Genomic DNA, 12842 nt, shown 5'->3' with positions numbered 1-12842 from the left:
GGTTCCTAGCGACCCGCACGACATCTTCGCGGAACTCATCCGGATAGGGCTTCGGCACAACGACATCCTTCCCACCTACCCCACAGGGCAAGCCAGTTCAGATGTCACCCGATCGTGCATCAGACCCGTGAACGTCGAACTTGCCTGGCGTAAATCCAGTTACAGCGACAGCGACGGTGGCAACTGCGTGGAAGTTGCGAGCCTTCCGGGCGTCGTCTTTCTTCGGGACTCGAAGTTCGTCGCCGGTCCTCGGTTGATGGTCGGTGCGGCCGCTTGGCAAGCGCTCGTTTCGTCGGCCCGTAGCTGACTGCGGGTGCGCATCAGGGTCCGGCCCGGCATGTTCGTGCCGGTTCAGGTCCTGCGGCCCAACCCCGGTAGTGGTCGGTGCCGGTGCACCAGTCGGCTGCGCAATCGCGGGTGGGTGCCGCGAACCTCGCTCACGGATGTCTGCACCGGTCGTGGGCCGCGGCAAGCGCCTCCAGCGGTACCGGCTTGACCGGGGGTCGGGCGGTGAACGGCCCGATGGTGGCTTGCGGCAGGGCCTTTTCGCGGTGGAGCAGGTCAGCGAGTGCGGGGCCGCACATTCTGCCCTGGCAGGGGCCCATGCCGACGCGCGTGATCAGCTTGACCGCGTCGGCGGTGGCCAGCGACGGGTTGTCGGCGAGCGTGGCGCGGACCTCGCCGACGGTGACCTCTTCGCAACGGCACAGCAGGGTGTCGTCGTCGGCGAGCGCGCCGAGTGCGGCGCGGATCGGCGCGCACGTCCGGTCGAGCAGCGTCGCCATGCGTCCGGTGGCGGCCAATTCGCGCCGTACGTTCTTGAGTTCCTGGTTGATGACCGGCTTGTCGACGGCACCGAGGGCATCGCATATGTCGAGCGCGGCGCGGCGGCCTTCGGCGACCGCGCGTTCGGCGCCCGCGACGCCGGTGAGTTCGCCCGCGGCCCAGATCTGCGGACGGGTGGTGCGCATGGCCTCGTCGTGCACCAGGATCCAGCCGCCCGACACGTCGTCCCATCGGGCCTCGCATCCGGCCTGGCGGGCGAGTTCCGTGGCGGGGACGAACCCGAACCCGATGCCGACGGTGTCGCAGTCGACGACCCGTGTGGTGCCGGGCAGCGGCCGCCACTGGTCGTCCACCTTGCTGAGGACGGCTCCGGTGACCCGGCCGTCGCCCTCGGCGCGGACCAGCAGGGTGCGCGTGCGGACGGGTACGCCCGCCCGGCGCAGGGTGCGCAGCGCGGTTGCCCCCTCGGTGAGCTTGGCGCGGTTTCCCGGCAGCGCGGCCAAGGCCGGACCGGCGGTGCCGACGCCGGGCAGTCCTTGCGCGAAGGCGACTTCGGCGATGTCGGCGCCGGCGTGCAGCAGTTGGGCGGCGGCGACGAGCAGGAGCGGGTGCGCGCCGGCCAGCACGATGCGTCGGCCGGCGAGTGTCTGCTGGCCCTTGAGCAGGGCCTGGATTCCGCCGACGGTGAGGAAGCCCGGGAGCGTCCAGCCGGGCATCGGCACCGGAAGGTCGAAGGCGCCGCCCGTGAGGAGGAGGGCGCGCGGACGAAGGACGTCGACGCCGCGGGGCCCGTGCACGGCGAGGCTCAGGCCCTGCTCGACGGGGGTGCCTTCGGGTGCGGCCCACCCGTCGGGCTCGGTCCGCGTGCCGAACACGCCCCAGGCGACGGTGTCGTGCCGTATGCGCAGGCCGGGGGTGTCCGCGGCCTCGGCGAGCAGCGCGCGTCCGGCCGCGTAGGCGGGCGCGTCGAGGGGGTCGGCGGCGCCGAGGGCGGGGTCGGGACGCCGCCAGATCTGCCCGCCGGGGCGGGGCTGTTCGTCGACGATCTCGACATCGACGCTGTGTCGCGCGGCCGTGACGGCGGCGGCGAGCCCGGCGGGGCCCGCGCCGACCACGACGAGGTCGGCGGGCCGGTGGGTGCTCATGTCCGCTCCTCACGGCCGACGGCGGTCGACCCGGCGGTCGACCCGGCGGTCGACCCGGCGGTCGACCCGGCGTGCGGGCCGCGTCCGGTCTGCACGGTCATGCCCGCCCGCACCGGTTCCTGGCAGGCCCGGACCAGCGGGACTCCGTCGACCGTCAGCGCGCATTCGAAGCACACCCCCATCGCGCAGAACGGCGCGCGTGGCCGCCCCGCGCGGTCGTGGCGGGTCACCGGGAGGTCCGCACCGATCAGCGCGGCGGCGAGCGACCGTCCGGGGAGGAGGTCGCGGCGCTCGCCGTCGACGGTCACCGCGACCGGACGGTGGGGGACGTGGGTCGTGACGTGGGTCGGATGCTCAGACAAAGTTCAGGAACCCAAACCGTGCGGGCGAATAGTCGCCGATGGGCAGTTCGGTGCGGCCGGTGAGCACCTGCTGGGCGAGAAGCCTGCTGTAGGTCGGGCCGAGCGTGAAGGCGGAGCCGCCGGTGGCCACATACAGGTCGGGCCGCCGGGGCACGGCGCCGAGGAGGGGGAGTTGATCGGGGGTCAGCGACGTCGCACCGGACCAGATGCGCAGCACCGGGAGCTGCTGCACCGCGGGCACGACCCGGGCGGCGTCGGCGCTGCCGAAGACGGAGTCGAGCCGCAGTTCGGGGCGTTCGTCGAGGTCGAGGTCGCCGCCGTGGTGCACGAACTTGGCGGGCCACCCGCCGCCGACCAGGACGTTGCCCTCCTCCGTCTGCTTGAGCGACAGCCTGCGGCCGACGTGCTGGACGAGGTGGGGTACCAGAGGAGCGGTCGCCGCGGTCACCGTCATGGACAGGGCGACCGGGATCACCGGGAGCCGCACGTCGGCCATCGCGGCGACCTGCGCCGTCCAGATCCCGGCGGCGATGACCACGGCCCGGGCCCGCATCGGTCGTTCGCGTCCGTCCCGCGTGACGGTGGCGATCCACTCGCGCCCGTCGTGGCGCAGGGCGCGGAGCCCGGTGCCCGCCGCGATGTGCGCGCCGTTGCGGGCGGCCGCACGTGCGTAGGCGTGGGTGACCAGCCGCGGGTTGGCTTTGCCCTCGCCGGGGCACCAGGCCGCGCCGAGGACGTGGTCGGACAGATAGGGCGCGAGCGCGTGGGTCTCGTCGGTGTCCAGGACGCGCACGTCCAGTCCGTGCGCGCGTTCCAACGCGGTCTTTCGGGCGAGGAGTTCGAGCTGTTCCGGGGTTTCGGCGAGCATCAGTCCGCCGCGGCGGCGGACGCCGCACGGCTCGCCGATCTCGTCCTCGAGGGAGGCCCACGCCCGCATCGCGTCGAGGTGCAGCGGCAGTGCCTCGGCGGCGCGTGCGGCGACCTCCGGGCCGTGCTGGATCATCCGGTATTCGAGTTGGAAGTGCAGGCTGCCCGCGTTCTGCCCGGACGCGTGCCGGTTGAGCTGGTCCTTCTCGACGAGCGCGACCGTCGCGCCGGCCCGGGTGAGATGGTGCGCGAGGGCGCAGCCGAGCAGTCCCCCGCCGATCACCAGGACGTCGTGGCGCTCCATCAGGAGACGAGTCCGAGTTCGGCCATCGTGTGGTGGACGAGGTCGCGTTCGGCGCCGGTGAGCGGGAGCAGGGGGCGGCGCGGGTGCCCGGCGGGGACGCCGCGCAGGCCGAGGGCGTGCTTGAGGATGGCGGGCGCGCTGCCGAAGCGCGGGCCGTAGTCCTTGGTGAACCAGGCGGACATGAGCACCCGGTCGCGGGCGCCGACGGCGAGCGCGGCGGCCTCGTCGCCGGCTGCCAGGTGCCGGAAGAACGCGGGGTGGTCGTTCCCGAGGACGGCGCCCGCGCCCATCAGTCCGTCGCCGCCGATGCCGCGCATCAGCGCGGCTCCGACCGCATCCGTGGTGATCCCGAAGTAGCGCACGCGGTCGTGGAGGGCGACCAGACCGCGTACGAAACCGCCGAAGTCGCCGGTGGAGTTCTTGACCGCGACCACGTTGGGGAGGTCGGCGAGGAGGCCGAGGGTGTCGGTGTCCAGGTCGATCCCGCAGCCGCGGGGCCAGTTGTACACGCACGTCGGGATGTCCACCGCGGCGCCGACCTCGCGGTAGTACTCGACGGTCTCGCGCGGGTTGGGCACCACGTAGGGGGGCGGCGTGAGCAGGATGCCGTCGAGTCCCGCTTCCCGGGCGGCGCGCGCGTGGCCGGCGGCCTCGGCCGCGGTGTAGGCGTTGCAGCCGCCGATGAGGGTGTACCGGCCGCGGACCTGCCGTGCCGCGCGGGCGAAGAGCGTGGCGCGCTCGGCGGCGGAGAGGGTGTACCACTCGCCGGTGGTCCCGGCGATGACGACGCCGTCCAACCCCTCGGCGGCGAACCACTCCAGCTGCGCGTCCCACGCGGCCAGGTCGAGGTCGCCTTCGGCGGTGAAGGGTGTCGTGACGGCCGGGATGTAGCCGTGCCAGTCGACGGTGTGGCGGTCCATGCCCTCGGTCCTTTCGAGGCACAAACGCGGGGATCCGGGCCGCCCGCCGCGCCGTCAGGGCATCGGAGGGGTGACCGCGACCAGCAGCCGGGCCGGCTCGTCGGAGCTGTTGACGAAACGATGCGGCAACCGGGAGTCGAAGGTGATCGCGTCGCCTTCGCCCAGCCGGTATACGCGGCCGTCCACTTCGACGTCGAGACACCCGGCGAGCACCGTCGCGCATTCCGTGGACGGATGGCTGTAGGGCTCGTCGGAGGACGCCTGGCCGGGTTCGATGTCCGCCTCCAGCACTTCGAGATCGCCTGTTCCGGGGGTGAGCCTGGAGTAGGTGATGTGCTGGCGGGCGGCACCGAGCCGCATGCGGTTCTCGCGGGTGGTCACCGCGACACGTGGTACGTCGGGATCGTCGAACAGCGTGGCGATCGAGGTGTCGAAAACACGGGCGAGTTTCCGGAGCGTCGACAGGCTCGGTTCGGTGCTGCCGTTCTCCAACTGACTCAGCATCCCGGCGGAAATGCCTGCCTCCGCCGCCAACTGACGAAGGCTCAGATCGTGTGCCTGACGTAGTTCGCGCAGTCGGTCGCCCAACATGGTCGTTCCCCGTTCGTTCCGCTGTCCGCCACCCCGACGCGCGGATCCTAGCTTGTGCGTGATGGTGTGTTCAGTGAGATTGAACGTCTGGCGCCGAACATAAGCACGCCCGACGTCTTTCGTCAAGGCTGCTGCCGGCCCGGCTGTTCGCTGACCTGATTCCTTCATCCGCTGGTCGGTTCCCGGCGTGGCCGAAATGTTCCGCGCGACCCGCCCGGTATGTCGAGAACCGCTGCTCTGTCCGGTGATCCAACCGTTATGAATGCGAAGAATCATCGCTCTTCGTGGACTCCCGATCACGGAATCCAGCCATCTGATCCCACATCACGAGACCGAAAAAATGACCATTGACCGCCGGGTCGATCGCCGCCTACCTTCAGGGCCACTGTTCAGTCACATCAAACACCCGGTCTCGTCCGCTCTTTGACCGGGCGCCCGAGGAAGGTGCGCCATGCAGGCCAATCACCCCAACGGGGCCAGTCGCGGCGGGATCGGCCGCCGGGCCCTCGCTCCGCTCGCGGTGACCGTGGTCGCCGCTGTGACACTGTCCGCCTGCGGCGGCGCGAAGAAGTCCTCCGACGGCGCGGGCGGCAGCGGCGGCGGCAACGACACCCTGGTCGTCGACACGTCGTTCAGCCTCAAGACCGCCGACCCGAGCCGGACGTTCGAGCCCACCGGGATCTTCGTCACGCGCGCCGCGTACGACACGCTGCTCACCTTCGCGAACGGCGACGTCACCAAGCCGGTGCCGCAGCTCGCCGCGTCGTACGAGGTGTCGCCGGACGGCAAGACGTTCACGTTCCCGCTGCGTCCGGAGGCCAAGTTCAACGACGGCACCCCGGTCACCGCCAAGGACGTGGTGTTCTCCTTCAACCGCGTCAAGAACCTCAAAGGCAATCCGTCGTTCCTCCTCGACGGCGTGACCGTGTCCGCGAAGGACGAGCACACGGTGGTCCTCACCACCGAGAAGCCCGACGCCTCGCTGCCGTTCCGCATCCCCACCCCGGCGCTCGGCATCGTCAACTCGACGGCGGTCACCGCCCACGGCGGCTCCGACGCGGCCGGCGCGGACCAGAGCGACAAGGCCGAGCAGTACCTCAACACGGACTCGCAGGGCTCCGGCCCGTACAAGATCACCAAGTACGACGTGTCCACCGAGGTCGTGCTCACCCGCAACGACAACTACTGGGGCGCCAAGCCCAAGTACGGCAAGGTCGTGATCCGCAACGTGCCTGCGAGCACGCAGCAGCTGAACATCCTGTCCGGCGAAAGCCAGCTGTCCCTGGACATGTCGGCGGACCAGGCGGCCAAGGTGAAGGGCCAGGCCCAGGTCCTGCAGAAGCCCACCCCGACCACCGCCTTCCTGTTCAGCAACGACAACCCGGCGGTCTCGAAGATCACCTCGAACAAGGACTTCCAGGAGGCCGTGCGCTACGGCGTGGACTACCCGTCCCTCCTCGACGTCGCCGGCGAGGGCTCGGCCCAGGCGGCCGGCATCGTGCCGGGCTTCTTCACCGGCGCGCTCGACGCCTCGGCGGCGATCAAGCGCGACATCCCCCGCGCCAAGGCGGCCCTGGCCCGCGCCGGACTGAACAACCCGACCGTGGACCTGTACTACGCGTCCGACGTCACCATCAACGGCATCAACTTCGGTGACCTCGCCGCCCGCATCCAGGCGAACCTCAAGGACGTCGGCATCACCGTCGCGCTCAAGCCCGCGCCGACCCAGACCGCCCTGGACTCCTACCGCAACGGCACCGAGGCGCTCGGTCTGTGGTGGTGGCAGGCGGACTACCCGGACGCGTCGGACTACCTGGCCTTCGCCCCCGGCGAGCTGGTCGGCAAGCGCGCCGGCTGGAACGAGGGCGCCAACCCGGCGGTGACCGCACTCGCCGAGCAGGCCCGCACGGCGACCGACGAGGCCGCGCGCGTCGACGCCTTCCGCAAGCTCCAGGAGGCCATGCAGCAGACGAGCCCGTTCGTCCCGCTGCTCCAGACCGCCCAGGTCATCGCCGCGAACAACTCGGTGAAGAACGTGTACTACAACCCCATCTGGTACGTCGATGTCGACAAGCTCGGCTGACACCGGGGTCGACCGGGGCACCTCCCGGCCGGGGTCCGCGCCCGTCAAGGGCGCGGCCCCCGGCCGGGGAACCGCGTCGGCCAAACGGCGCTCCCACCCGTTCGCCCGGTTCGTCCTCGTGCGCCTCGGCGTGGGCGTGCTCCTCTGCCTCGGCATCACGATCCTGGCCTTCGGGCTCACCCACGCCGTCCCGGGCGACCCGGTCGCCGCGAACCTCGGCCAGCGGGCGCTGAACGACCCGGCCGCGGTGGCCGCGTTCAAGGCGAAGAACGGGCTCGACGACTCGCTGCCGTCGCAGTACTGGACCTACCTGACCAACCTGCTGCACGGCGACATGGGCACCTCGCAGCAGACCCACCGCCCCGTGTGGGACGACCTCGGCGACAAGATCCCGGCCAGCCTCGAACTCGCGCTGGCCGCCATCGTGCTCGCCCTGGTGATCGGGGTCGGCCTGGGCATCGTCGCGGCGGTGACCCGCGGCCGCTGGCCGGACCGGATCATCCGCGTCGTCTCGCTCGCCGGCGTGTCCGTCCCGGTGTTCTGGCTGGCCCAGGTGGCGTTCTACGTCTTCTCGTTCAAGCTCGGCTGGATCCAGGCCGGCGGGCGGCTCTCCCCCGGGGCGATTCCGCCGGACGACATCACCGGGCTGTACACCGTCGACTCGCTGCTGACCGGCGAGTGGGGCACGTTCGGCGAGGCGTTCTCCCGGATGGTCCTGCCCGCGTGCGTGCTGGCCGCGTTCAACATCGGCGTGCTCACCAGGTTCACCCGGGCCGCCGTACTCGAAGCGCTGGGCAACGACTACGTGCGCGCCGCACGCGCCAAGGGGCTCCCCGAATCCACCGTGATCCGGCGGCACGCGCTGCGTCCGGCACTGACGTCGATCCTGACCGTCGCCGGCCTCACGTTCGGCGGCATGCTCGCCGGCACCGTGCTGGTGGAGAACGTGCTGTCCTGGCCGGGGCTGGGCCAGTACGCGTACAAGAGCGCGCTCAACCTCGACCTGCCGTCCATCATGGGCGTCTGCCTGTTCGTCGCGGTCGTGTACGTCGTCATCAACCTCCTCGTGGACCTGCTCTACGGGGTCATCGACCCGAGGATCCGCCTCTCGTGAACGCCACGCGCATATTCCTCGGCGACCGGCTCGGCGCCGGCCGCGGCAACCGCAGCGACCCCGGCCGCACCGGCGCACCGGACGCGGCCGACGAGCGCGCCGCGCGGCGCCGGCGCCGCCGGGCGAACAAGTCCCCGTGGCGCAGCCCCCTCGCCGTCACCGGCCTCGTCATCATCGGCGTGTTCCTGGTGGCCGCGGTCTTCGCCTCGGTGATCTCGCCGGAAGACCCGCTCGCGCAGAAGTGGCCCAAGTACCAGGCTCCGTCCGCCGAGCACTGGTTCGGGACCGACCAACTCGGCCGGGACATCCTGTCCCGGGTCATCCACGGCACCCGGGTCTCCCTGCCGCTCGCCCTGCTGCTCGTCGTGCTGGCGATGGTGATCGGCACGGTGCTCGGCGCCGTCGCGGGCTACTTCGGCGGCTGGATCGACATGGTCGTGATGCGCTGCGCCGACCTGGTGCTGGCCTTCCCCGCGATCATCCTGGCGATGGCCGTCGTCGCGGCGCTCGGACCCAACCTGACCAACGCGGTGCTCGCGGTCGTGGTGGTCAGCTGGCCGACGTACGCACGCGTGGTCCGCGGACTCGTGCTGAGCCTGCGGCAGTCCGACTTCGTGCAGGCCGACCGGCTCCTCGGCGCGTCCGGATGGCGGGTGCTCGCCGTGGACCTGCGGCCGAACCTCGCCGGTCCGGTGGCCGTGCTCGCCGCGCTCGACCTGGGCAACGCCGTACTGCTGCTGTCCGGTCTCTCCTTCCTGGGGCTCGGCGCACAACCCCCCGCGGCCGAATGGGGCGCGATGGTCAACGCCGGGTCCGCCAACTTCGACGCGTGGTGGGTCGCCGTGTTCCCCGGCGCGGCCATCCTGCTCTCCGTGCTCGCCTTCAACTTCCTGGGCGACACCCTGCGGGACGCGCTCGACCCCCGTACCGCACGGGCCATCCGAGGGTGACGACGATGAACGACACGATCTCCGCACGGGCCGGCGGCCCGCTCCTGGACATCCGCGACCTCGTGGTGGAACTTCCCGGCCCGGACGGCACGCCCCTGCGCGCCCTGGACGGCGTGAACCTGACCGTCGAACGCGGCGAGATCGTCGGCCTGGCCGGCGAGTCCGGATCCGGCAAGACGATGACCGCGCTGGCCCTGCTCGGCCTGCTTCCCCAGGGCGGAACCGCCCGCGGCGAGATGCGCGTCGAGGGCCGGGACGTCCTGTCCATGACCCCGCGCCAGGTCCGCGACCTGCGCGGAAACAAGGTCGCCATGGTCTTCCAGGACCCGATGACGTCCCTGCACCCGATGCTCTCCGTCGGCAAGCAGCTCACGGAACACCTGCGCCACCACAAGAAGCTCGGCAAGAAGGCCGCGAACGCACGTGCCGCGGAGCTGCTGGCCACGGTCCGCATCCCGGACCCGGAACAGGCCCTGAAGCGCTACCCCCACCAGTTCTCCGGCGGTATGCGCCAGCGCATCGCCATCGCCGTCGCGCTGGCCTGCGACCCGGACCTGCTGCTCGCCGACGAACCGACGACCGCCCTCGACGTGACCGTGCAGGCCGGCATCCTGCGGCTGCTCGACCGGCTCCGCCGGGAGAACGGCCTGTCCGTGCTGATCATCACCCACGACCTCGGCGTGATGTCGGCACTCGCCGACCGGGTCTCCGTCATGTACGCGGGCCGGATCGCGGAGACCGGGCCCCGCGCCGAGGTGCTGCGCACGCCGCGCCACCCCTACACCCGCGGATTGCTGGACGCTCTCCCGCATCCGGGTGCCGGCACCACCGCACTGCTGCCGATCCCCGGCTCGCCTCCCAAGCTGGGCCTCGCGCCGAGCGGGTGCGCGTTCCACCCGCGCTGTCCGTTCGCCGTCGACGCCTGCGCGGGCGACCGCCCGGAACTGCTGCCGCTGACCGAAGCGCACGCCACCGCCTGCCCGGTCGACCCGCTCGCCGACCGCACCTCCCCGGAAACCGAGACCACGGAAGCGGGTGCCCGATGAACGCGACCCCGGACGCCAGCCTGGTGCTGCGCGACCTGACGGTGTCCTACCACTCGCCCGGGCGCCCCGCGGTGCGCGCCGTCGCCGGTGTCGATCTGCGGGTCGAGCCGGGCCAGGTGGTCGGGCTGGTCGGCGAGTCCGGATGCGGCAAGTCGACCCTCGGCAAGGCCGCGGTGGGGCTGCTGAAGCCCGCCTCCGGGAGCGTGGAGTTCGCCGGCGCGCCGGTCACCCCGCTGGGGCTGAAGCCCCGGCCGCCCGCGCAGCGGGGCCTCCAGATGGTGTTCCAGGACCCGTACGCGTCGCTGAATCCACGGCGCAAGATCGGCGAACAGATCTCCGACGCCGTGGTCCTGTCCGGCGGCACCCGCGCCGACGGACGCGCACTGGCCCGCGAACTGCTCGACCGCGTCGGCCTGTCCGCGGAGTTCGCCGAGCGGTTCCCGCACGAGTTCTCCGGCGGCCAGCGCCAGCGCATCGCCATCGCCCGGGTCCTCGCCGCCGACCCCAGCTGCATCGTCGCGGACGAGCCGATCGCCGCGCTCGACGCGTCGGCGCAGGCCTCCATCGCGAACCTGCTGCTGGACTTGGCGCGCGAGCGCGGCGTGGGTCTGCTGTTCATCTCGCACGACCTGTCGATCGTCCGGCAGATCGCCGACACCGTCGCCGTGATGTACCTGGGGACCGTGGTCGAGAGCGGCCCGACGGACCAGGTGTGGGACGACCCGCGGCACCCCTACAGCCGGGCACTCATCTCCGCCGTGCCTCGGGCCGACGGCAACGGCGAACTGCCCCAGGACCTGCCCGGCGACGTGCCCGACCCGGCGTTCCCGCCGAGCGGCTGCCGGTTCCACCCGCGTTGCCCCATAGCCGTGGACGCCTGCGCGGACGCCGAACCCGAGCCGACCGAATTCCTGCCCGGCCGACGCGCGGCGTGTTCCGTGCTCGCGCCGGCTCTCCTCAAGATCGGGTGATTCCTGCCATGTGGCTGACCAACTGCCATGTCGTCGACGTGCTGTCCGGAGAGCTGCTGCGCGACCGCAGCGTGCGCATCGAGGGCGGCACCATCGCGGAGGTGCGCGGGGCACTCCCGCCGGGCGCGGACGCGCGCGATCTCGGCGGCAGGCACCTGCTGCCCGGCATCATCTCGTGCCACTCCCACTTGTCCGTGGTGTTCCCGTTCTCCGAAACCAGCGAGGACGAGTCGCCCGCGCTGACGGCGTTCCGGGCCGCGCAACGCGCCGGCGACGCGCTGCGGGCCGGCATCACGACGCTGCGCTGCGTGCACGAGCAGAACCAGATCGACCTGGTGCTCCGCGACGCGCACCGCCGCGGCTGGATCGACGCGCCGCGCATCTTCGGAGCGGGCCGGGCGCTGTCGACTCCGCAAGGCCACGGCGCGGGTGCGGACTGCTCGTACGCGAGCGGGCCGGACGCCTTCTACCGTGCGGCGCTCGGCGAACTCGCCGCGGGTGCCGATCATCTGAAGATCTTCATCAACTCCGGCCTGGCCCGCGAAGGCGAGGACTTCGAGCACGCCGAGATGACCCCGGAGGAAATCGCCGCGACCGTCAAGGCCGCGCACGAGCACGACTCGTACGTCGTCGCCCACTCGGGAGAGTCGGCCGCCATCCGCGAGGCCCTGTACCAGGGCGTCCGGTCCTTCGAACACGCCTACGCGCTGGACGCCGACACCGCTCGCCTGCTGGCCGAGCGCAACGCGTTCGTCACGCCCACACTGTGCGTCACCAACTCGCTGAGCTGGATGAAGGAGAACCGGTTCGACGAGGCGTCGATGGCCAACGCGCAGAACGCGATCGAGCCGCACAAGGCCTCGTTCCGGCGCGCCGTCGAGGCCGGCGTGCAGCTGGTCAACGGCACCGACATCCCGCCCGCCGACCTGGTCGAGGGGGTGCCCGCCGCGGTGTACGAGATGCTCCTGATGGCGGAGGGCGGCCTCGACAACCTGCGGGTCCTCCAGTCCGTCTCCACCACCGCGGCCCGCCTCGTGCAGGCCGAGGACCGCCTCGGTCAGATCGCCCCCGGCTTCACCGCCGACCTGATCGCGGTCGACGGCGACCCGCTGCGCGACATCTCGGCGATGTCCCGTCTGTCGTTCGTCATGCAGTCGGGCGTTGTTGTCCGCGACGACCTCGCCGCCTGAACCGCCGCCCGTTCTCCTTGTACCCCAGGAAAGGTGCCCGCTCCATGAACTCCGTGCCCGACCGGTCCGACTCGCGTGCCGCATACCGGCCTTCCGGCGACGCCGACGACCGCGCGGCCGTCTGGTCCGCGCTGCTGGACATCTACGCGGGGTTCACCGCGTCCGACCGGGACCGGATCGACGCACGCATCCACCCCGAGGCGACCGTCTGGGACTCGGCCGTGCCGGAGCTGCTGTTCGGACGCGCCGACCTCGACCGGATCCGCGCCGACCGGCCCACCGGCCCGGATGCCCCGAAGGTGGTCGCCATCCACGCGTTCGACGAGGTGATCGACGTCTGGGGCGACGTCGCCTTGGCGCGCTACGAGCTGCGCGTCGAGTTCGCCCCCGCGGCGGACGGCACCGTTGCCGCCCCCGAACGCATCCGCAACACGGCGGTGGCCCGCCGGTTCGGCACCGAGTGGCTCGTCGTCCACAACCACGAGGATGTCCTGGCCTGATCGCGCCCGCGTC

13 protein-coding genes are annotated in these 12842 nt (G+C 71.7%); 8 read left to right on the top strand and 5 right to left on the bottom strand.

Annotation, left to right across the window (positions count from 1 at the left end; translation table 11 throughout):
- Nucleotides 1-307: DUF397 domain-containing protein (locus tag ABEA93_RS42170; protein WP_425585065.1), on the top strand; the 307-nt coding region annotated here is incomplete at its 5' end.
- Between the two features lie 130 nt (nucleotides 308-437).
- On the opposite strand, the gene ABEA93_RS24220 is transcribed toward ABEA93_RS42170, so the two are convergent.
- Genes ABEA93_RS24220 through ABEA93_RS24200 form a run of 5 tightly spaced genes read right to left on the bottom strand, consistent with a single transcriptional unit; the run spans nucleotide 438 to nucleotide 5251 of the window.
- Nucleotides 438-1931, bottom strand: a complete 1494-nt coding sequence (locus ABEA93_RS24220; protein ID WP_345677828.1) for an FAD/NAD(P)-dependent oxidoreductase — start codon at nucleotides 1929-1931, stop codon at nucleotides 438-440.
- Complete coding sequence (locus ABEA93_RS24215) at nucleotides 1928-2293, bottom strand: (2Fe-2S)-binding protein (RefSeq protein ID WP_345677827.1); 366 nt, start codon at nucleotides 2291-2293, stop codon at nucleotides 1928-1930. Before ABEA93_RS24215 ends, ABEA93_RS24220 begins: the two co-directional genes overlap by 4 nt.
- On the bottom strand, nucleotides 2286-3464 hold the full coding sequence (locus ABEA93_RS24210) for an NAD(P)/FAD-dependent oxidoreductase (RefSeq protein ID WP_345677826.1): 1179 nt from the start codon (nucleotides 3462-3464) through the stop codon (nucleotides 2286-2288). The genes ABEA93_RS24215 and ABEA93_RS24210 overlap by 8 nt, the downstream gene beginning before the upstream one ends.
- Nucleotides 3464-4384 (bottom strand): dihydrodipicolinate synthase family protein, encoded by a 921-nt coding sequence (locus ABEA93_RS24205; protein WP_345677825.1) that lies wholly within the window; start codon nucleotides 4382-4384, stop codon nucleotides 3464-3466. Before ABEA93_RS24205 ends, ABEA93_RS24210 begins: the two co-directional genes overlap by 1 nt.
- 54 nt (nucleotides 4385-4438) lie before the next feature.
- Nucleotides 4439-5251, bottom strand: a complete 813-nt coding sequence (locus ABEA93_RS24200; protein ID WP_345677824.1) for a cupin domain-containing protein — start codon at nucleotides 5249-5251, stop codon at nucleotides 4439-4441.
- A gap of 175 nt (nucleotides 5252-5426) precedes the next feature.
- Between ABEA93_RS24200 and ABEA93_RS24195 the strand changes: the two genes are divergently transcribed.
- From ABEA93_RS24195 to ABEA93_RS24165, 7 genes are read left to right on the top strand one after another with little or no spacing between them, the layout of a single operon-like run.
- Nucleotides 5427-7058 carry an ABC transporter substrate-binding protein gene (locus ABEA93_RS24195; protein ID WP_345677823.1) on the top strand — a complete coding sequence of 544 codons (1632 nt, stop codon included), beginning with the start codon at nucleotides 5427-5429 and terminating at the stop codon, nucleotides 7056-7058.
- Nucleotides 7039-8172, top strand: a complete 1134-nt coding sequence (locus tag ABEA93_RS24190; protein WP_345677822.1) for an ABC transporter permease — start codon at nucleotides 7039-7041, stop codon at nucleotides 8170-8172. Before ABEA93_RS24195 ends, ABEA93_RS24190 begins: the two co-directional genes overlap by 20 nt.
- On the top strand, nucleotides 8169-9122 hold the full coding sequence (locus tag ABEA93_RS24185) for an ABC transporter permease (protein ID WP_345677821.1): 954 nt from the start codon (nucleotides 8169-8171) through the stop codon (nucleotides 9120-9122). The genes ABEA93_RS24190 and ABEA93_RS24185 overlap by 4 nt, the downstream gene beginning before the upstream one ends.
- On the top strand, nucleotides 9119-10168 hold the full coding sequence (locus ABEA93_RS24180; protein ID WP_425585064.1) for an ABC transporter ATP-binding protein: 1050 nt from the start codon (nucleotides 9119-9121) through the stop codon (nucleotides 10166-10168). Before ABEA93_RS24185 ends, ABEA93_RS24180 begins: the two co-directional genes overlap by 4 nt.
- Nucleotides 10165-11139: an oligopeptide/dipeptide ABC transporter ATP-binding protein gene (locus ABEA93_RS24175; RefSeq protein ID WP_345677819.1), complete on the top strand. Its 975-nt coding sequence runs from the start codon at nucleotides 10165-10167 to the stop codon at nucleotides 11137-11139. Before ABEA93_RS24180 ends, ABEA93_RS24175 begins: the two co-directional genes overlap by 4 nt.
- A gap of 8 nt (nucleotides 11140-11147) precedes the next feature.
- A complete protein-coding gene (locus ABEA93_RS24170; protein ID WP_345677818.1) occupies nucleotides 11148-12329 on the top strand; it encodes an amidohydrolase family protein in 1182 nt (393 codons plus the stop codon).
- Between the two features lie 44 nt (nucleotides 12330-12373).
- Nucleotides 12374-12829: a DUF4440 domain-containing protein gene (locus ABEA93_RS24165; protein ID WP_345677817.1), complete on the top strand. Its 456-nt coding sequence runs from the start codon at nucleotides 12374-12376 to the stop codon at nucleotides 12827-12829.
- The last annotated feature ends 13 nt before the right edge of the window (nucleotides 12830-12842 follow it).

This window comes from Yinghuangia aomiensis (genome assembly GCF_039542225.1).
Classification (GTDB): Bacteria; Actinomycetota; Actinomycetes; order Streptomycetales; family Streptomycetaceae; genus Yinghuangia; species Yinghuangia aomiensis.
The sequence above is the reverse complement of the archived record's forward strand: the minus strand, read 5'-3'. Positions and strand labels throughout refer to the sequence as shown.